At 71.6% G+C, this 18,348-nt stretch carries 16 protein-coding genes; 5 read left to right on the top strand and 11 right to left on the bottom strand.

Annotated features, from left to right (window positions below):
* Positions 1–96: 96 nt before the first annotated feature.
* Positions 97–1,881 (bottom strand): DUF2207 domain-containing protein, encoded by a 1,785-nt coding sequence (locus LK09_RS15755; RefSeq protein WP_052226884.1) that lies wholly within the window; start codon positions 1,879–1,881, stop codon positions 97–99.
* Between the two features lie 38 nt (positions 1,882–1,919).
* Between LK09_RS15755 and LK09_RS15750 the strand changes: the two genes are divergently transcribed.
* Entirely contained in the window at positions 1,920–2,363 is a 444-nt protein-coding gene (locus LK09_RS15750; protein WP_039401515.1) for a MarR family winged helix-turn-helix transcriptional regulator, read from the top strand.
* Positions 2,364–2,472: 109 nt separating this feature from the next.
* On the opposite strand, the gene LK09_RS15745 is transcribed toward LK09_RS15750, so the two are convergent.
* From LK09_RS15745 to LK09_RS15725, 5 genes are all read right to left on the bottom strand, one after another.
* Complete coding sequence (locus tag LK09_RS15745) at positions 2,473–3,501, bottom strand: DUF2804 domain-containing protein (protein ID WP_039401512.1); 1,029 nt, start codon at positions 3,499–3,501, stop codon at positions 2,473–2,475.
* A gap of 7 nt (positions 3,502–3,508) precedes the next feature.
* Positions 3,509–5,377: a peroxidase family protein gene (locus LK09_RS15740; protein WP_052226883.1), complete on the bottom strand. Its 1,869-nt coding sequence runs from the start codon at positions 5,375–5,377 to the stop codon at positions 3,509–3,511.
* A gap of 67 nt (positions 5,378–5,444) precedes the next feature.
* On the bottom strand, positions 5,445–6,971 hold the full coding sequence (locus LK09_RS15735) for an L-serine ammonia-lyase, iron-sulfur-dependent, subunit alpha (RefSeq protein WP_039401510.1): 1,527 nt from the start codon (positions 6,969–6,971) through the stop codon (positions 5,445–5,447).
* Positions 6,972–7,005: 34 nt separating this feature from the next.
* Positions 7,006–7,503, bottom strand: coding sequence for a hypothetical protein (locus LK09_RS15730; protein WP_039401507.1), 498 nt, complete (start codon positions 7,501–7,503; stop codon positions 7,006–7,008).
* 106 nt (positions 7,504–7,609) lie between these two features.
* Positions 7,610–7,975 (bottom strand): VOC family protein, encoded by a 366-nt coding sequence (locus LK09_RS15725; RefSeq protein ID WP_039401504.1) that lies wholly within the window; start codon positions 7,973–7,975, stop codon positions 7,610–7,612.
* Positions 7,976–8,113: 138 nt separating this feature from the next.
* Between LK09_RS15725 and LK09_RS15720 the strand changes: the two genes are divergently transcribed.
* Together LK09_RS15720 and LK09_RS15715 are read left to right on the top strand one after the other, a co-directional pair.
* Entirely contained in the window at positions 8,114–8,890 is a 777-nt protein-coding gene (locus tag LK09_RS15720; protein WP_039401502.1) for a metal-dependent hydrolase, read from the top strand.
* Complete coding sequence (locus tag LK09_RS15715; protein WP_231563091.1) at positions 8,887–10,962, top strand: prolyl oligopeptidase family serine peptidase; 2,076 nt, start codon at positions 8,887–8,889, stop codon at positions 10,960–10,962. Before LK09_RS15720 ends, LK09_RS15715 begins: the two co-directional genes overlap by 4 nt.
* A 7-nt stretch (positions 10,963–10,969) precedes the next feature.
* Here the strand turns inward: LK09_RS15715 and LK09_RS15710 are convergent, their stop codons facing one another.
* On the bottom strand, positions 10,970–11,365 hold the full coding sequence (locus LK09_RS15710) for a PNPOx family protein (protein WP_052226882.1): 396 nt from the start codon (positions 11,363–11,365) through the stop codon (positions 10,970–10,972).
* A gap of 136 nt (positions 11,366–11,501) precedes the next feature.
* Here LK09_RS15710 and LK09_RS15705 point away from each other — a divergent pair, with 136 nt between their 5' ends.
* Positions 11,502–11,711 (top strand): three-helix bundle dimerization domain-containing protein, encoded by a 210-nt coding sequence (locus LK09_RS15705; protein ID WP_039401499.1) that lies wholly within the window; start codon positions 11,502–11,504, stop codon positions 11,709–11,711.
* Here the strand turns inward: LK09_RS15705 and LK09_RS15700 are convergent.
* On the bottom strand, positions 11,701–12,531 hold the full coding sequence (locus LK09_RS15700) for a DUF1684 domain-containing protein (RefSeq protein ID WP_039401497.1): 831 nt from the start codon (positions 12,529–12,531) through the stop codon (positions 11,701–11,703). The two genes, LK09_RS15705 and LK09_RS15700, sit on opposite strands and share 11 nt — an antisense overlap.
* 140 nt (positions 12,532–12,671) lie before the next feature.
* On the opposite strand from LK09_RS15700, the gene LK09_RS15695 reads away from it, so the two are divergent.
* Positions 12,672–13,814, top strand: coding sequence for an FAD-dependent oxidoreductase (locus LK09_RS15695; RefSeq protein ID WP_052226881.1), 1,143 nt, complete (start codon positions 12,672–12,674; stop codon positions 13,812–13,814).
* A 4-nt stretch (positions 13,815–13,818) separates the two neighbouring features.
* On the opposite strand, the gene LK09_RS15690 is transcribed toward LK09_RS15695, so the two are convergent.
* The 3 genes from LK09_RS15690 to LK09_RS15680 form a co-directional block, all read right to left on the bottom strand.
* Positions 13,819–15,861, bottom strand: a complete 2,043-nt coding sequence (locus LK09_RS15690) for a vWA domain-containing protein (RefSeq protein WP_052226880.1) — start codon at positions 15,859–15,861, stop codon at positions 13,819–13,821.
* 42 nt (positions 15,862–15,903) lie between these two features.
* Positions 15,904–17,295: a sigma 54-interacting transcriptional regulator gene (locus tag LK09_RS15685; protein ID WP_039401493.1), complete on the bottom strand. Its 1,392-nt coding sequence runs from the start codon at positions 17,293–17,295 to the stop codon at positions 15,904–15,906.
* A 94-nt stretch (positions 17,296–17,389) separates the two neighbouring features.
* Complete coding sequence (locus LK09_RS15680; RefSeq protein WP_039401490.1) at positions 17,390–18,043, bottom strand: hypothetical protein; 654 nt, start codon at positions 18,041–18,043, stop codon at positions 17,390–17,392.
* Between the last annotated feature and the right edge of the window lie 305 nt (positions 18,044–18,348).

Genomic DNA, 18,348 nt, shown 5'->3' with positions numbered 1-18,348 from the left:
ATTGTGATTGCAGGACTACTCCTGGTGCAGGGTTGGGCCGGTCGGAAGCCTCTCCGACCGGCCCTTGCTCTGTCTCACATCCAGGTCGTGATCCGGTCAGACTCCCCCGCCGCCACCGCCCCCGCCGCCACCGCCGGCGAACCCGCCGCCGCCGGCCCCACCCGTCGACGACGACGCCGTCGCCGCGGCCGACAGGGTCGCGATCCCGGCCGAGAAGGCGTCCGCGTCGAACCCGCCGCCATTCAGGCCGTAGTACCAGACGGGCGCCGCGCCGGCGGCGGCGGTGTACACCGCGAGGTGCTTCGCCCACTCCCGCTCCTGGCCGAAAACGACCGCGTACGGCAGGAGCGCCTCGTAGAGCTTCAGCATCTGCCGCGGGTCGGAGGCATCCACCCGGACGCGCTCGGCCCCCTGCGGCGACTGAAGCATCCGGATGCGGTCCTCCTCCGCCCACTCGATGAACATCTTGAGGCCGGCGAGGTGATCCTTGGCGGCGACGCCCTGCGCCGTGAGCGGGCGACGGCCGACGAGGACCGCGATCACGACGATGATCGGCACGAACAGGGCCATCGCGAAGATCAACCAGCCCGGGTCCGCGGATGCCGCGAGGGCGGCGAGCAGGAAGCCGAGCCCGGCGAGCCCGGCGAGGATCGCGAGCAGGATCGGCCACGCCCGCGCCCCGGCCGGCACCGGCGCGAAGTAGCCGCGGGCCTTGAGTTCCTTCGTGATCGCGCCGGTGATCTTCGTGACGGCGCTCGCGAAGGCACTGTTCTGCGTGCCGAACTCGAACTCGGGACCGCGTCGGAACATCGCGTCCAGCACCATCCGCCCGTCGGCATCCGCCCTGGACGCGTCGACGAGCTGCGCGCTGAGCTTCGGCTTGCCGGTGAAGCTCCGGCCGGTCTCGACGAGTCGGATGCTGCCCCCGATCGCCTGCTCCAGGATCTCCGCCGGCACCGCCTTCGGCTGCTTCGCCAGCAGCAGCGCGCCTTCCAGCGCGTCGACACCGGGCGGCGGGGTGTACTCCGGGATGACGATGCCGCGGCCCGGGGCATCCCGCAGCCACCGCCGCCGCGACCGGAGCGCCAGGACGACGGCGACGAGACCGACGAGCACGGAGCCGAAGACCGCCCAGCCCCACGGCGTGGCGAGTGGCGACGTGTCGAACGACACGAACGTGCCGGCAGTGAAGCCGACCGCGAGCGTCATCGTGTTGTGGGGCGCGACGGGTGCCGCGGACGCCTTGGTCGCCTGCCCGGTTCCGTCGATCGTGCACCGGTTCGTGCTGCCCTGGGCGCCGACGTAGCAGGCCTGCTCGCCGGTGCGGGCTTTCGCGAGCTCGGGCGTCAGGTGCAGGGTCGCCGTCACCCGGCCGAACTGCTGCGGCCAGTCGAAGCCGTTGACGTCCCAGTAGAACTCGTCGTCGCCGGTGTCCGCGAAGTGCGCGGTCACGTGCCGGAGCGTGTAGGTGAAGACGAACGTCTGCGCCCCGTGCAGGTAGTCGGGCGAGCGCGACGTCATCGTGAACGTGCCGCCCTGCTGGTCGACGCTCGCCGGGCGCGGGTTGCCAGCGCCGTCGGTGATCGACACGAGGTGCGGCTGCAGCGGTTGTCCCTGGTACGTGTCGGGGATCGCCCGCCGCATGCCGTGGTTCTGGTCGGAGGTCGGGAAGTCCGCGACGAACGTCTCGACGACCCGCAGCGTGCTCGTGCCGTCGGGCTCGCGGCCGAGGGTGTAGTCGGCATCCATGCTCTGGAAGCTGAAGTCGTCCACGCCGGTCATGACCTGGGCGGATGCCGGGGCGGACGGGCCCGTCAGCACCCCGCCGATGAGCGCGACCGCGGTCAGGACGGTCACCGCGACAATGCGCCGGATCCTCATGACACCAGCTTATGAAGGACAAAGGTAGGGTGAGGGACATGACCGACCGGCGCCTCGCGATCGACGCGTGGGAGAGCCTCTTCCGCGCGCAGCACGAGGTGCTCGCGGAGATCTCCGCCGACTTCGATTCGGGCGTGCTCTCGCAGGCCGAGTACGACGTGCTGCTCACGGTGACGCGGGCCCCCGACATGACCGCGCGGCTCCGGGACGTGACCGCGAACATGCTGATCAGTCAGCCGAGCGTGTCCCGGCTCATCGACCGGATGGCGGTGGCCGGACTCATCGTGAAGGCCGCCGACCCCGAAGACGGCCGCGGCGCCCTGGTGCAGGCCACGCCCGAGGGCGCCCGGCGGTTCCGCGCCCTCGCCTCCCAGCACGGCCGTGCGATCGCCGAGCGCATGGCGGTGCTCGACGACGGCGAGCTGGCACAGCTGCGCGACCTCACCGCCAAGCTTCGCTCCCCCCGCGAGGAAGGCGACTGACAACGCCGCGTGCGGGCTGAGCCTGTCGAAGCCCACGCGCCGCGGGTGGTCTTACCCTTCGACAAGCTCAGGGCGCAGGTCCACAAGCTCAGGGCGCAGGTCCACGGGCTCACCAGCGGTTGTGCACGTCCTCGGCGAAGCCGTCGAGGTCGGCGAACGGGAGGGGGGTGCCGCCGGGCGGGGTGAACGTGCCCGACCACCGCCCGAAGCACTGATCGGTCCGCGAGGCGACGACGGCGAGATTCGTGTCGGAGTGCTTGAGCCGCTCCGGGGTGAACACGGCATCCAGATCCCCGCCGTGGATGCGCCACGGCTTCAGCACGTCGGCGAGGTCGTACTCCCAGGCAACCGGCACCGAGATCTTGTGCAGCACGCCGTCGACCACGACGCCGTTCTCGGTGGAACCCGTTCCGTCGGTCCAGCGTCCGCCGACCTGGATGCCGATCGTGCGGCCGTCCGTCACGCCGCTGGCGGCGCCCCAGTTCCACGCGATGTCGTACGGCCACTTGCCGCGCCCGTGGTCGAGCACCGCCCACGCGGCGTCGAACTCGTGCCGCACGCCGTCGACCGTGACCGAGCCGGATGCCGGCAGGGCGACATCCTTGACGGTGTACTGGAACCGGCGGTCGTTCCACGGCACCACCACGGCCAGGCACTCGTGGCCGGCCGGCCGGGTGACACGCACGTCGAACCACGCGGTGTCGATCCGCGCCCGCAGGCGCACCACCGCGCCGGCGGCATCCTCGGGCTCGATGTCGATCGTGAGCTTCCTGGCCCGCGCCCGGGCGGGACCGGCATGCAGGCGCGGGGGCAGCTCGACGCCCCGCGCGGGGAGGACGGTGGCATCCGCACCCCACGTCCGCCCGCTCGCGCGGTCGCAGATCCAGACCTCGTGGACGGCGGCGTAGTCGATCGACGAGACCGTCAGCGCCAGGATGTGCGACGGGGTGATGACGTTCCAGTACTCCCACCGCTTGTTGCGGCCCCAGCCCGCGGGGATCCCCGCCGTGTCGACGAGAGGATGCCGCGCGAATCCGAGCGACTTCGGGTCGAGCCGCCCACCGGGTGTCGTCAGAGAGACGTCCTCGGTGAGTTCGTGCTCGGTCGGGTCGGATTCGCGCGCGGCATCCTCGGTCATTCGTCGATCATGCCGCACCCGCTCGCTTCCAGATGCCGAACGCGTTCGGCAGTCCCTCGACGTACGGGGCGAGCCCGGGGCAGTTTCGCGACAGCACCGTGGCCATCGTGTTCTCGCGCACCCAGGCCATGCCCTCGGGCGTGTAGACGTCGTCGGTGAAGGCATCCGTGAAGAACCGGTCGCTGTTCAGGCGCCGAGATGCCATCAGCACGAAGATCCGGAACGCGGTGTCGCTGAACGCGAAGCCCTCGGGCAGGTCTTCGCTCATCACGCCCGGGATCAGGTCGAGGTCCTCGATCCTGCCGTCGTAGACCTCCTCCAGTTCCCGCGCCCACTGCTCGTTGCTCGTGACCTCGGCGAAGGTCTCCGGCACGGTCAGGTGCAGCAGCCGCCGGAACTCGCAGTAGCGCGGCACGCCGAGCTCCCGGCAGCGGGTGATGTCCAGCGCGGCCATATCCATGATCTTCCCGTCCGGCCGGGTGTACATCTGCAGCCCGCGGGGGAAGTTGTGCAGGGTCACCAGGCCCGGGTTCATCGTGCCGAACGTGTACAGCAGGTCGGTGAGCGAGACGCTGCGCAGGATCGGCACCGCGTGGGGCCCGGTCAGTTCGCTGAACTGCTTGGCTCCGAGCGTCGGCGCGTCGTCGGCCGCGGCCCGGAAGTCGAAGTCGTCCGGAATGAGCGGATGCATCCGGTACACGGCCACGAACTCCTCCGTGAGCGCGTACGGCACGCCGTAGTCCTCGGTGCCGGTTCCCGGGATGCCGCGCAGGGCCTCGTTCTTGGAGAACGCGGCGACGAAGTCGTGCAGCTTCTCGCCGGCGAGCCCGTACCAGTTGACGTGCAGGGCCTCGGCCGCGGTGGGGTGCGCGGTGACCGCCGGCGTCCACTCCACAGTGTGGATCTTGGCGATCAGCGCGCACACCACCAGCCGCGCCTTCTGGAACAGGGTCTCGTCGTCGAATTCGGGGTGGGCTGCGGCGAGGTGGTCGGCGACGGCATTGTGCTCGTGCGTGAAGAGGGTCTGCATCATCCCGAGCCCCAGCCAGAAGCCGGGAACGCGGGTGGGGTCGGCGGCGGGGTCGTCCGGGATCGGAGGCAGCCCGTCCACGATGCGCATGCGACCTCCGGTGCCCTCGCGCAGGAAGACCTGCGCCGCCCGGTCGTTGCCGTAGATCGAGGAGCCGTCCCACCAGTGGGTGTTGGTGTTGATCCAGGTGCGAGGGCCACGGGCATCCGGCGGCGTCGTCGGGTCGTCGGGCACGCGCATCACCTGCACCGGCGGAGTGGGCCAGGTGTCGCCGGGGACCGGCGGCATCACCCAGGGACGGTCGGTGGGGCTCGTGCCGTGACGGAACCAGTCGTGGATCATGAACTGCAGCCACGACGCGATGATCGCGTTGCCGCCCGTGGCGGCGTTGAGCTTGTCGCGCGTCATGAGCTTGAGGCTGATCTCGCGCGGGTTCGGGATCAGCATGCGGTCGTCGTCGCGCGCGGTGTTCTCGAGCGGGACGTTGCGGCCGAAGCGCGTGTTCGCCATCCCCATCTCGGGATGCTCGAGGTCGTTCCAGCTGCCGTCGGGCGTGCGCTCGGTGAGGAAGCGCTCCTCGAACGGCGGCGCCTGGGTGGCGTTCACGGCAGGGAGCCGGCTGGTGTCGTAGAGGTTGTGCTGCCGCAGGGTGTCGCGGATGCCGATCAGCTGCGCCAGGCCGAGCGGCTTGGGCAGCTCGTACCACGGCTTCTGCCGCGACCAGTCGTCGGTGAGGTGGTCGTACCAGAGCTGGAACGCGCCCGGCCGGTCGGGTTCGTCGGCCGTGCTGTCGTAGTCGGCGACGCGTTCGTCTGTGGTGGGTGCGCTCTCGTTCTGGGGTTCCATGGTGCACTCCTCTCGCCAAGAAGAGCGCCCCGCGGCATCCCTGATACGTGTTCGGCCCCGCCGTGCGTCAGCACTCGATGACGTTGACGGCGAGACCGCCCTCGCTCGTCTCCTTGTACTTCGTGGACATGTCGATGCCGGTCTGGCGCATCGTCTCCACGACGGCATCCAGCGGCACGTAGTGCGACCCGTCGCCGCGCAGCGCCAGTCGGGCGGCGGTGACCGCGGTGGATGCCGCGATCGCGTTCCGCTCGATGCACGGGATCTGCACGAGGCCGCCCACCGGGTCGCACGTCAGCCCCAGGTGGTGCTCCATGGCGATCTCCGCCGCGTTCTCGATCTGCCGGTTGGTGCCGCCCATCACGGCGGTCAGTCCGCCGGCGGCCATGGCGCACGCCGACCCGACCTCGGCCTGGCAGCCGCCTTCGGCTCCCGAGATCGACGCGTTCGCCTTGAACAGGGAGCCGAGCGCAGTCGCGGTCAGCAGGAACCGCCGGATGCCGCGGCGCCGGTTCGCCTCGGCGAGCTCGTCGTCGAGGTCGATGCCCTCGATCGCGGCGATCTCGCTCCGCTCGGCCGACAGCCGGGCGCCGGCATCCGCCGCGCCGAAGCCGAGCAGGGCCGAGCCGACCAGCTCACCGTGCGGGGTCACCGCGTTGCCGACCCCGAGGCCGGAGTCGGCGAGGAACCGCCACCAGTACATCGCGACGGCGGGGAGGATGCCGGCAGCCCCGTTCGTGGGAGCGGTGACGACCCGCCCGCCGGCGGCGTTCTCCTCGTTGACGGCGAGCGCGAAGGCGCCCAGCCACTCCCCCGGGAGCTCGCGGTGCCCGTCGGATTCGACGCCCTCCAGCTGGGCGCGGATGACGGATGCCCGGCGCTTGACCTTCAGGATGCCGGGGAGCGTCCCATCGGTGCGCAGCCCCGCCTCGACGCAGGTGGCCATGGCATCCCAGATGCGGTCGAGGCCGTCGGCGACCTCCTGCTCGCTGCGCTGCGACTCCTCGTTGCGGCGCGCGGCCTCGGCGATCGTGAGGCCCTGCTCGTCGCACAGCTGCAGCAGTTCGGCGGCGGAGTCGAACTGCAGCGGGTAGGTGTGCTTCGCGACCTGGGCGGGGGCTCCCTCGCGGCGGATGAAGCCGCCGCCGATCGAGTAGTAGGTCTCGGCGGTGAGGGGCGCGCCGGCGGCATCCTTCGCGACCAGCGTCATCGCGTTCGGGTGGCCGGGCAGCCGGGTGCGCGGCGCGAACGTGATGTCTTCCTTCGCGAACGGCACGGGGTGGGTTCCGCCGAGGATCAGCGGGTCGCCCTCCGGCCAGTCCTGCCAGGCGTGCCGCACGTCTGCTGGGTCGCAGGTCTCGGGCTCCAGCCCCTGGAGCCCGGCGACGACGGCGTCCGGGGTGCCGTGCCCGATGCCGGTGGCGCCGAGCGACCCGTAGAGGGTGCCTTCGACGCGGGCGACGGTGTCGAGGATGCCGGCCTCGCGCAGCCGGGCGACGAAGTCGACAGCGGCACGCATGGGGCCGACCGTGTGGGAGCTCGAGGGTCCTACGCCGATGGAGAACAGCTCGAACGCCGAAACGTATGCGCTCATACTCCGAGCGTAGGACCCCGCAGAGCCTGCGGCTCTACTCGGCCCGGGTCTGCCCGCCGACGGCGGTCTCCAGCGCGCGGTCGTGCACCGCCGCGAGGGCGTCCGCGCCGCGCAGCTGCTCCCATGCCTGCGCGGTCGCCTCGAGCGTGAACGCGAGACCGGCCGCATACGCCACGATCGACTCGTCACCGACGTACCACGGGTGCGGGTCGGGGTCCGGGAACGGGAACGGCACCGGGATGTGCGGGAACTTCCGCGGCGGCGGGCAGATGTCGTCGCCCGGTTCGAACGCGACGCCGAGCAGCTGCGCCGTCGAGGCCGCGCGCACGAGTTCGACGGCGACGCCGGCGCCGTAGTGCATCGCCCGCTGTTCGGCGGTGCGTCGCGCGGCTGCGATGGGCGGCAGCGGCTGCGGGTTGAGCGCGGCGAGGTTCGCGCGCTGCTGCCACGGCGCACCCGGTCCGCCGTCGACGATCTCCCAGATCGCCGGATTGATTCTCGCGATGATCGCGATGAGGCTGTTGCTGAGCATGACGAATGCTCCCCCCTGGTCATGGCGCCCGACGGGCGCACCCGCACGGTGCGGGGCACGGAGAGGAGCCGGTCGCCGCCGTCGCTGATACGACGCCCGGCACGGGTCAGCTGCGCTGGAACGACACCAGTCCGACGGTGTTGCCCTCGCTGTCGCGGATGAACGCCTGCCATTCGTCGTGGCCGGCCGGGCCGAGCGTGTCGTCGTCGTGGTGGAAGATCACGTGCGGCTCGGTGACGACCTCGACGATCTCGTCGAGGCGCCCGAGCGCGGCCCGGACGTCATCCACCTGCAGGTAGACGAGGGCGGTCGGGGCTCCGGCATCCAGCAGGAGCCGGGTGCCGCCCAGGTCGAAGAAGAGCAGCCCGGGCGGGTCGAACCGGGCCGTCGGCGGGGCGCCGAGAAGGGCGGTGTAGAACCCCGCCGCGCGGTCGAGGTCGTCGGCGTGCTGGGCGATCTGGACGAGTCGCATCAGCGGTGCTCACTTTCCCGTCACGCTCGTGGACATGACCCGAGCATGGCAGAACACGCCGGTGTTTTGACCCCGATCGCCGGGTGTCGGCATGCTGGGACGGCTCGGTTCCGGGCGCGACCGGAGGAGCACCGAAACATGATGGGGACAGCGCATGCCGTCAGCGGCGCCGCCGCGTGGGTGGCGGTGACCGCGACGGCGCTTCCGGCGCTCGGTCTCTACCCGCTGACGCCGGGGGCCGTCATCCTCGGCACCGTCGTCTGCGCGGGTGCTGCGCTGCTGCCGGATGCCGACCACCACAGTGCCACGATCGCACATTCGGTGCCGGTGCTCGGCGGTGCCGTCACCGACGTGGTCGAGGCCGTCTCCGGCGGCCACCGCCACGGCATGCATTCGCTGCTCGCCGTCGTCGGGACGATCGCCGCCACCCTCGGGCTCGGACTGCTGCACTGGACCCCGGAAGGGTGGGACCACAGCCTGCAGCTGGGGTCCGCACTCGCGGTCATGGCGTGCATCGCCTTCGCGCTGAAGGTGCTCACCGTCGTGCGCGCGTGGCTGCTGGCCTGGGTGATCGGAGCGTTCGTCGCGGGCGGCATCCTGCTGTGGGCGCCGACCCAGTTCGGCTGGCTCCCCCTGTGCGTCGGTCTGGGCTTCGCCGTGCACCTCCTGGGGGACGCGCTGACGATCGAGGGAGTGCCGCTGCTGTGGCCCGTGAATCCGCGGCCGCCCCGCGTGCTCACCGAGATCCCGGTGCTGCGCGACGTGTGGAAGCACAACGGCTATCTCGCCCTTCCGCTGCTCGGCCATGCCGGGTCGCGTCGCGAGTGGATGCTGATGCTGCTGCTGGCCGGGTACGCGCTCTGGGGCGTCGGCGCGTCGGCCGTGCTCCTCGCGGACGTAGGCTGGCCGACGTGACCCAGCCTGCCGCCGTCTCCGTGCCCCCGATCGCCGACGAGCCCGCCGACCCGCACCTGTGGCTGGAGGACATCCACGGGAGCGAAGCCCTCGCCTGGGCGGCCGAGCAGACCGCACGCACCGAGTCCCGCTACGCCTCGGGCTGGCGCAGCGAGCTGGAGCAGCGTCTGCGCGGCATCCTCGACGACCCGCGGCGGCTGGTGGTTCCCGCGCGGCGCGGCGACTGGATGTACAACTTCTGGCGGGATGCCGAGCACCCGCGCGGCCTCTGGCGGCGCTGCCCGCGCGACACCATGCGGGCGGGTGCGCCCGAGTGGCAGGTGCTGCTCGACGTCGACGCGCTCGGCGCCGCGGAGGGCGTCGAGTGGAGCTTCGCGGGCACCTCGCACGGACCACGCGGCACCGGCCGGGTCCTCGTCAGCCTCAGCCCGGACGGCGGCGATGCGCACGTGATCCGCGAGTTCGATCTGGATGCCGCCACCTTCGTGACCGAGGCCCCCTTCACCCTCGAGGTGCACAAGTCGCATGCGGCGTGGGTCGACCGCGACACGCTGCTGGTGGCGACCGCGCTGGAGGGCGGCGGCACGACCGACTCCGGCTACCCGATCTCGGCCCGGCTGTGGCGGCGCGGGACCCCGCTGCGGGATGCCCCGGTGGTCGTCGCCGGGAAGGCATCCGACGTGGGCGTCTTCGCGGGCGTGGACCACACCGGGGGCGGCGCCACCGCGGTGGTGGAGGTCGCGCACGACTTCTTCCACTTCGAGAACCACGTGTGGGACGCCCGCGACCCGCAGGCGGCGCCGCAGCTGCTCGACCTCCCGCAGGATGCCCGCACGTCCGTCCACGGCGAGCTCGTCGCGGTGCGCACCACGACCGACTCCGTGGTCGGCGGCGTCGAGGTTTCGGGCGGCACGCTGCTGGTCGGGACGATCGCCGACGTGCACGCCGGACGCCCGCTCACGGTGGTCTTCGCGCCGACCGCGACCCGCGTGCTGAGCACCTGGACGTGGACGAAGAACCGGCTCGTGCTGACGGTGCTCGACGACGTGCAATCGCGGCTGGTCGCCGTCGACCCCGCCGACGGGTGGGCGGCGACGCCGCTCGACCTGGCGCTGCCCGCGACCGACGTCTACTCGGTCGACGTCGTCACGCGGGATGCCGAAGAGGACGACGAACTGTGGGTCGTGGCTCGCGGGTTCCTCACCCCGCCGACCCTGATCGTGACGGACTCCGTCGCCCCGAACGCCGAGGTGGTGGCATCCGCACCGGCCGTCTTCGACACCACGGGGCTGTCCGCCGCGCAGCACTGGGCGGTCTCGGCGGACGGCACCCGGGTGCCGTACTTCGAGGTCGGGCCGCGCGAGCGCGACGGGCGCCTGCCGGTGCTGATGAGCGGGTACGGCGGGTTCGAGCACTCGCTCACCCCGGAGTATCCGTCGATCGTCGGCCCCGCCTGGCTCGAGACGGGCGGCGTGTTCGTCGTGGCGAACATCCGCGGCGGCGGCGAGTTCGGCCCCGCCTGGCACCTCGCGGCGCTGCGGGAGAACCGGCACCGCGCCTACGAGGACTTCGTCGCGGTCGCGCGCGACCTCGTCGAGCGCGGCGTGTCGACCCCGGACCGGATCGGATGCCACGGCCGCTCGAACGGCGGGCTGCTGGTGGGCAACATGCTCACGCAGTACCCGGACGACTTCAGGGCGATCGTGTGCGGCGTCCCGCTGCTGGACATGCGCCGCTACGCGCGCCTGTCGGCGGGCGCCAGCTGGATCGCCGAGTACGGCGACCCGGACGACCCCGCGGACTGGGAGTTCGTGCAGACGTTCTCGCCGTACCACCTGATCGATCCGAATGCCCATTACCCGGCATCCTTCATCTACGCGGCCACGAGCGACGACCGGGTCGGACCCGTCCAGGCCCGCAAGATGGCCGCCCGCCTCGAGGCCGAGACGGATGCCGAGGTGCACTACCTCGAACCGGCCGACGGGGGCCACGCCGGGTCGATCGACAACGCCGCCACCGCCGCCCTGCACGCGACGATCCACGCGTTCCTCCGGGACACGCTGCGGGCGTGATCGACGGTCAGCCCGAGGGAACCTCCTCGTGGAGGAAGCGGAACTCGTGGCGGCGGAGGATCCGCAGCACGATCGCGCGGGGGTTGCCGTACGCCGCGAGACCATCCGCAACGCTGCACGGCTCGATCCGGTCGATGTGATGGATCGCGCCGCGGTACAGCAAGTCGCACTGCCCTGCTGCGACGATGTTGCGGTACCAGTTGACGTCGGGGCCGTAGGTGAGTTCGGCGACGAAGCCACCGGGTCTGCGGGCGACCATGATCGGAGTCTCGTAGACCTTGCCGGAGGTGCGGCCGATGTGACGCACCAGGGTGAACGGGCCCCGGCCGGAGCGGGCGGCACGCACGGTCGCGCGATTGAGGGTGTTCTTCAGTACCCACAGGTAACGAGTCCGGAACGACATCACGATCCTTTCCGCGCGGTGACGACCCTCGGCATCCTTCGGCACGAGGTTCACGATACGAGCCGGTAGCCGGCAGCGCACCCCGAGGATGCCCGGATGCTTGACATCGCGAGTGATTCGCGGAGACCATGAGCCCATGACACGCGATGTCCCCGAAGGCGATGCCATCGCAGAGGTGGTCAGACGACTGGAAGAGCGATTCCCCCAGCTCCCCTCGTCGCAGATCGCCGAGGCCGTGCTTGAAGCACAACATCACTACGACAATGCGCGGGTGCGGGACTTCGTCCCGGTGTTCGTCGAACGGGAGGCACGGGCCGCGCTGGAACGCCCCATCCTCACGGAGTGAGAGCGCTCGGCACCTTCTCTCCGGCCTCGACTGCGACCTGCAGCCGGTTCTCCGCCGGCGGCAGCGGACACGTCGCATACGGGGTGTACGCGCACGGCAAGTTCACCGCGCGGTTGAAGTCGATGGTCACCCGGCCGTCCTCGTCGGGCGCGGCGATCGAGACGCTGCGGTTCGCCGCGTAGGTCGTCACCCCGCTCGTGAGGTCCGTGAACAGCGCGAGCAGTCCGCCGCCGTGCCCGTCGAACGCGACGAGCGAGCGCGGGCCATCGAGGTCGAACGAGACGGTCCCGGGCGCGTGGTAGACGTGCTGCAGACCGTCGACGACCGATCCGACCGTGACCTCTCGCGGCTCCGGGAAGGGCGTGAAGACGCCGTCGACCACGAACCGCTCCTGCGGCGGGTAGGCGTCGGTCCCCGGGTACGCGGTGCGGATGGGCGCGTCGGGATGCCGCGGCCGGATGATGTCGTGGCCGCCCCGCCGCGCGATCTCGACGACGGCGACCGTGTCGCCCGTCGTCCAGGACGCGGTGAGGCTCGACCGCTCGGGCAGCCGCCCGAACCGGTGGATGCCGGTCACGCGCCGCCCGTCGAGGTCGAGGAACTCGTCGTCGACGAGCACCACGACCGGGCCGTCGTCCGCCGTGCTCCAGGCACCCGGCACATCCGGATATCGGGTGGGCTCGGGACCGAGCCAGCGGATGCTCGTGATGGCGAGGAACCCGTGCTCGTCGGCGCGGACGCGTTCGTGCGCGTCGTGCCACTCCCGCCAGGCGGCGTCGAATCCGGACTCGGTCAGCAGGTCGGAAGCGCTCGTGCTCATGGGGGCGACGCTAGGCGACCCGGCCCGCGCCCGGGCCGGGTGTTGCGGGATGGGTCGTTCCGTGACAATGCGCGTCCTGTTCGTGTCGTCCCGAGTCGACCGGGACGACGACGCCCGGCCGGCGCGCTTAGCCTCCTGGCATGACCGACGTCTCCGGCACCCGCGAGGTGCACGATCGCATCGAGGTGGAGGTCGCCGTCGTCGGCGGCGGAGTCGTCGGCGCCGCCGCCGCGTGGGCGCTCGCCCGGCGCGGCAGAGCGGTCGCCCTCTTCGAAGCCCACGAGGCCGGCCACTCGCTCGGCGCGTCGCACGGCACCACCCGCAACTTCAACCCGGCGTACAGCTCGCCGCACCACCTCCGGCTCCTCCGGCGCGCCCTCCCCTTATGGCGCGAGCTCGAGGCCGAGTCCGGGGAGGTGCTGCTCGAGCAGACCGGCCTCGTCGAGCGCGGCCCGCGTGCGGATGCCGCCGCCCTCGCCGCGGAAGCTCCCATGTTCGGGTTCGACGTGGAGCGGATCCCGGCCGCGGAGGCGGAGCGTCGCTGGCCCGGTCTCCGCTTCGCGGGCTCGGCGACCTTCCTGCCGCAGGGCGGGCGCCTGTTCGCCGACCGGGCGGTGCGTGCCCTCCATGACGGAGCGGTCGCGCACGGAGCCGCGGTCCACCACACCAGCCCGGTGCGCAGCATCCTGCCCCGCGGCGACGACCTGGTCGAGCTCCGCACCGACGCGCACGCGATCCGGGCACGCCGCGTCGTCGTCGCGGCCGGCGCGTGGACCGACCCGCTGCTGCGCGGACTCGTCCGGCTCCCCCGGCTGACGGTCACCGAGGAGCATCCGGCGCACTTCGCGCTGCGGCTCGGCGACGACGGCGCAGGATGGCCGAGCTTCAACCACGCCCCCGAACCGTCGGGATTCCGCTGGCCCGGCCCCGTGTACGGCCTCGTCTCCCCCGGCGAGGGGGTCAAGGTCGGCTGGCATCGGGTCGGCCCGGTCGTCACCCCGCAGACGAGAACCTTCACGCCGTCGACGGAGCTGTCGGAGTCTCTGCGCCGCTACGTGCGGGAGTGGATGCCGGGTGCCGACCCCGACGTGTTCGAGCCGATCAGCTGCACCTACACCTCGACGGACGACGGGGACTTCGTGCTCGACCGGACCGGGCCGATCGTCGTCGCCGCCGGGTTCTCCGGACACGGGTTCAAGTTCGCCCCCGCGATCGGGGAGCACCTGGCATCCCTCGCCTCGGGCACCGCGCCGACGATCGCCGGATTCCGGCTGGAGCGGTAGCGGTTCACCACCACCAGGAGCGGCCGCGGAGCATCTCGCCGAAGTCCTCCGGCGTCCCGTGCCAGTCCTCCCGCGAGCCGAGGTAGCTGTCGACCACGGCCCGGCCGAGGTCGTCCAGCTCCGGCGCGACGACCTGGCCGCCGGCACGATGCGCGAGGGCGTCGATGAATCGGGCCAGGCTCGGGTCGTCGCCGAGCCGGAAGAACGTGGTCTGCGCGCCCAGCCGGTGCACGGTGTCCAGCTCGCGCACGGTCATCGCGACGGTGAGGGGATCCGGCGGGTAGGCGAAGACCGCTTCTCCGTCGGGTTCGAGGTGCGCGGTCGGCTCCCCGTCGGTCACGATCAGCAGCACGGGCTGCGCCGCCGGGTGCCGGCGGAAGAACCGCCCGGCCAGCAGCAGCGCGTGATGCAAGTTGGTGCCCTTGTCCCACACCGCGTCCTTCGCCGTCAGCTGCTCGATGTCCATCACCTCGGCGTACCGGGCGAAGGCGATCAGCTGCAGGGTGTCCCCGCGGAAGCGGGTCGAGATGAGGTGGTGCAGGGCGAGCGCGGTGCGCTTCATCGGCACCCACCGGTCATCCAGCGCCATCGAGAACGAGGTGTCCACCAGCAGCGCGACGGCGGCCTGGGTGCGCTGCTCCGTCTCGACGACCTCGACGTCGCGGGTGTCCAGCCGCACCCCGCCCGAGGGGTCCCCGCCGTCGGCGACCGTGCGCAGCACCGCGTTGGACACCGTGCGCGGGATGTCCCACGGCTCGGTGTCGCCGAACGCCCATGCGCGCGTCGCGCCGGTGCGGTCGCCGGCCGCCCCCGCGTGCCGGGTCTCGCGGCGCCCGAGCCGCCCGGACTGCCGGGTCGCGACGTCGCGCAGCAGCGCCCGCCCGAGCTGCCGCATGGCGCGGGGCGTGAGCCGCAGGGCCCCGTCGGAGGCGCGCTGCAGCATCCCGGTGTCCTTCAGCTGCTGTTCCAGATCGCGCAGCGTCTGCGCACTGACAGCGGCATCCTCCCCGACGAGCCGGCTCAGCGCATCCAGGTCGATGTCGTCCATGCGCGCGCCCGGGTACGCCTGGCTGAGCTGGTCGGTCAGCGAATCCAGGTCGGCGAGATCCTGCATGATTCCGGTGGCCTCGCCGAGCCCGGTCGGTTCGTCGCCCGAGAAGGATTCCGCGCCCGACCAGTCCTCCCCCGGCCGCAGCGACCGGAGGTTGGCGTCGAGGCGGGCGAGCGACTCGCGCAACTCGGGAGACCCGAACGCCTGCGCGGCGAGGCTCAGCAGCTCGTCGCGCTGCTCAGGAGTCATCGAGTTCAGCATCCGCTGCGCCGCCGCCGAACGCTCCGCGAGCGTGTCCAGCAGCTCGTCGAGGTCTCGCGGCTGCTCGGGGAACTGATCGCCGTGCTTGCGCATGAACTCGTCGAAGTCCTCCTGGGTGTCTTCGCCGCGGCGCCGCTTGTCCAGGAGGTCGTTGAGGTCGCCGAGCATGTCGCGGATCGCCTGCCGGTCGGCATCCGTCGCGTTCTCCAGGGCGTCCTTCATGCCGGCGAAGCGCTGGTCGAGCATCTCGCGGCCGAGCAGTTCGCGGATGCGGTCGTAGTCGGCCCGGGCGGTGCGACTCTGCCAGTCGTAGTCGGCGAGCTCGTTGACGGCGGCCGCCGTGCTCTGCGGCAGGTTCTCCAGCCGCATCTCGGCGAACGCCCGCGTCTGGTCGTCGAGCTCCACGTCGCGCACGAGCTGTTTGCGCTCCTCGAGCACCGCGTGGTCGAGGAGCCGGCGGACCTCTTCGAGCGTGCCGTCCAGGCGATGCCGCCGGAGCAGCTCGGAGCGACGCTGCTGCACACGCTGCGCGAGGTCGTCGAGTCCCTCGCGACCCCGGCCGCCGCGCCGAAGGTACTCGCGCATGGCGCGTTCGGCGGAGGTCCCGGCCATGACGTCGGCGCCGATCGCCTCGAGCGCCTCCTGCACCGGAACCGGCGGCGCCAGCGGGTCGCCGCCGGCATACCGTCCGTACCGTGCGGTGTGCGCGGGCGCCCGGTGGAAGCTGCGGACCATCAGGCCACCGCCGGGAATCGTCCGGCCGGAGCCGGCGTCGTGTCATCCATAGACGGTCTCCCCTGCGGCGCTGTCCTTGCCGATGCGGCGCTCGAGGAACAGCGCCTCCAGCGCCAGCTCCACCGCCCCGGCCCGCTCGCCCGACGTCTGCGCGCCGAGCCGTTCTGCGACCCGGTCGTAGAGGTCCGACTCGCCGAGCACCGGCATCCCGGCGAGCACGTCCGCGGCCGGGACCTGCTCCCCGGTCATCACCGTCACGCCGTCGTGCAGCGCCTCGACGAGGAGACGGAAGTCGATCCCGCGCAGGTGCACGCGGGCCGTGTCGGCGACGGCGGTGCGCAGCAGGTGCTCCAGGATCGCGCGCTCGCGGCCCTCCTCGCCCGTCTCGAACTCGATCTTGCCGCCGAGCACGTCCACCGCGGTCTCCAGGTCCACCGGCCGGGCGACGGCGACCGCCTCGTGCTGGCGGGTAGCCCGGTGCAGAGCGGCGGCGGCGATCGTCTCGGCACCCGCGATCGCGAAGCGCGCGGACACCCCGGCGCGCTGGTCGACGGCGTCCGACTCTCGAAGATTGCGGGTGAACCGGGCAAGGATCTCGAGGAGGTGCTCGGGCACCTCGGCCACCAGGTCCGCCTCCTGCCGGATGACGGCGATCTCCTCTTCGACGGTCTGCGGGTAGTGGGTGCGGATCTCGGCGCCGAAGCGGTCCTGCAGCGGCGTGATGATGCGTCCGCGGTTCGTGTAGTCCTCGGGGTTCGCGGTGGCGACGACCAGCACGTCGAGGTCGAGACGCAGGACGTAGCCGCGGATCTGGATGTCGCGCTCCTCCATCACGTTCAGCAGCGACACCTGGATGCGCTCGGCGAGATCGGGCAGCTCGTTGATGGCGACGATGCCGCGGTGGCTGCGCGGGACGAGCCCGTAGTGGATCGTCTCCGGGTCACCGAGCGATCGTCCCTCCGCGACCCGGATCGGGTCGACGTCGCCGATGAGGTCGGCGACCGAGGTGTCCGGTGTCGCGAGCTTCTCGGCGTACCGCTCGGCGCGGTGCCGCCACGCCACCGGCAGGTCGTCGCCGAGTTCGGCGGCACGCCGGCGGGAGCCCGGGGTGATCGGGTGGAAGGGATGCTCGCCGAGCTCGGAGCCGTCGATCACCGGCGACCACTCGTCGAGGAGTCCGACCAGGCTGCGCAGCAGCCGCGTCTTGCCCTGGCCGCGCTCCCCGAGCAGCACGATGTCGTGACCGGCCAGCAGGGCGCGCTCGAGCTGCGGGATGACGGTGTCGTCGAAGCCGTGGATGCCCGGCCACGGGTCGCGACCGTCGGCGAGCGCGGCGAGCAGGTTCTCGCGGAGTTCGACGCGCAGCGGCCTGTGGGTGTGCCCCGACGCGCGCAGCTGTCCGGTGGTGGCGATGGCGGGCGGGAGCGTTGTCATGACCAGAGAGTAGGACCACTGGACACCCCCGTGGGCCGGATTCGCAAGATCGGGGGTTCGAGACGAACCCGGCCACGGGGGTGAACAGCGGGGGTCAGAGGAGGAGCGCGCCCGCCGGCACCGTGATCGTCGTGGAGTCCGCGTAGGCGACGCCGTCGATCGTCGCGGTGACCGTGACGGGGAAGGTGACGGCGTCGGTGACGGGCCCGGCGCTGCTGGTTCCGACGAGGATGAACTCGATCATGGTCGTCACCGCCTGGTCGGCACCGGCGTTGAGGGGGAACGCCGGATGGGTCCACGTCGTCGTCGGAAACCCGGTCCCCGCCTGTCCGTAGGTGGGCTGGTTGTAGACGGAGAGCTGACTGCCGTTGATCCCGAAGACGCCGAGCCCGTAGGCGGTGCCGTCTGTCGGCGCCGCAGCGCCGCTCGGGGCACCGAAGGTGACGACGAGGCTGTCGATCAGGCCGGATTGCGGCGCCGAGCCGTTGGTGATCACGAAGCTGAGGGGAACGGTGACCGGTACCTGCGACGTGGCCGACTTCGTGGTCTCGTTGATCTCGAAGTCGGTCACCGCCTTGGTGCCCGACCACGCGATCGTCGGCGGGACGGTCGAGGCGGCCTGAGCCGGGGCGGCGACCGTGGCCGCGAGGATCGGGACGGACCACGCGGCCCCTTTGAGGAGGGTGCGGCGCTGGATGCGGGGGCCGCGGGGGGCGTCGGTGAACTCGTGCTGCGAGGAGGCGGTCATGGTGGCCTTTCGGTCGGGGCTCTGGATTCCGAGCCTGCTGACACAACCGGCATCCCGCACGGAAATCCCCGGCTTTGAGTAGTCGAAGCCGGGGATTTGAGTGGTGATTGCCCGAAATTGAGTAGTGATCTGAAAAAACCGTGGAGCGACGCGTCTGCCCCGGTTGCCTGTATCCGTCTGCGGCCCGGTGCATCCCTGCGGTCGGCCACCGCTGCGGCAGCGGGACGACCGCGCCAGCTTCCCCGCGCCCCTCGGGCAGAGTGCTCCCACGGTTTTTCCGGATCACTACTCAATTCGGCGAAATC

The organism is Microbacterium mangrovi, from assembly GCF_000802305.1.
Taxonomy (GTDB): domain Bacteria; phylum Actinomycetota; class Actinomycetes; order Actinomycetales; family Microbacteriaceae; genus Microbacterium; species Microbacterium mangrovi.
Note: the sequence above shows the minus strand (reverse complement) of the source record. Positions and strands in the feature narration are given on the sequence as shown.

Coding starts and splice junctions, on each gene's coding strand:
- LK09_RS15695 (WP_052226881.1), top strand. CDS start 12,672: ATGACCGACGTCTCCGGCACCCGCGAGGTGCACGATCGCATCGAGGTG.
- LK09_RS15750 (WP_039401515.1), top strand. CDS start 1,920: ATGACCGACCGGCGCCTCGCGATCGACGCGTGGGAGAGCCTCTTCCGC.
- LK09_RS15725 (WP_039401504.1), bottom strand. CDS start 7,975: ATGCGACTCGTCCAGATCGCCCAGCACGCCGACGACCTCGACCGCGCG.
- LK09_RS15730 (WP_039401507.1), bottom strand. CDS start 7,503: ATGCTCAGCAACAGCCTCATCGCGATCATCGCGAGAATCAATCCGGCG.
- LK09_RS15755 (WP_052226884.1), bottom strand. CDS start 1,881: ATGAGGATCCGGCGCATTGTCGCGGTGACCGTCCTGACCGCGGTCGCG.
- LK09_RS15745 (WP_039401512.1), bottom strand. CDS start 3,501: ATGACCGAGGATGCCGCGCGCGAATCCGACCCGACCGAGCACGAACTC.
- LK09_RS15720 (WP_039401502.1), top strand. CDS start 8,114: ATGATGGGGACAGCGCATGCCGTCAGCGGCGCCGCCGCGTGGGTGGCG.
- LK09_RS15705 (WP_039401499.1), top strand. CDS start 11,502: ATGACACGCGATGTCCCCGAAGGCGATGCCATCGCAGAGGTGGTCAGA.
- LK09_RS15710 (WP_052226882.1), bottom strand. CDS start 11,365: ATGTCGTTCCGGACTCGTTACCTGTGGGTACTGAAGAACACCCTCAAT.
- LK09_RS15735 (WP_039401510.1), bottom strand. CDS start 6,971: ATGAGCGCATACGTTTCGGCGTTCGAGCTGTTCTCCATCGGCGTAGGA.
- LK09_RS15690 (WP_052226880.1), bottom strand. CDS start 15,861: ATGGTCCGCAGCTTCCACCGGGCGCCCGCGCACACCGCACGGTACGGA.
- LK09_RS15685 (WP_039401493.1), bottom strand. CDS start 17,295: ATGACAACGCTCCCGCCCGCCATCGCCACCACCGGACAGCTGCGCGCG.
- LK09_RS15680 (WP_039401490.1), bottom strand. CDS start 18,043: ATGACCGCCTCCTCGCAGCACGAGTTCACCGACGCCCCCCGCGGCCCC.
- LK09_RS15700 (WP_039401497.1), bottom strand. CDS start 12,531: ATGAGCACGAGCGCTTCCGACCTGCTGACCGAGTCCGGATTCGACGCC.
- LK09_RS15740 (WP_052226883.1), bottom strand. CDS start 5,377: ATGGAACCCCAGAACGAGAGCGCACCCACCACAGACGAACGCGTCGCC.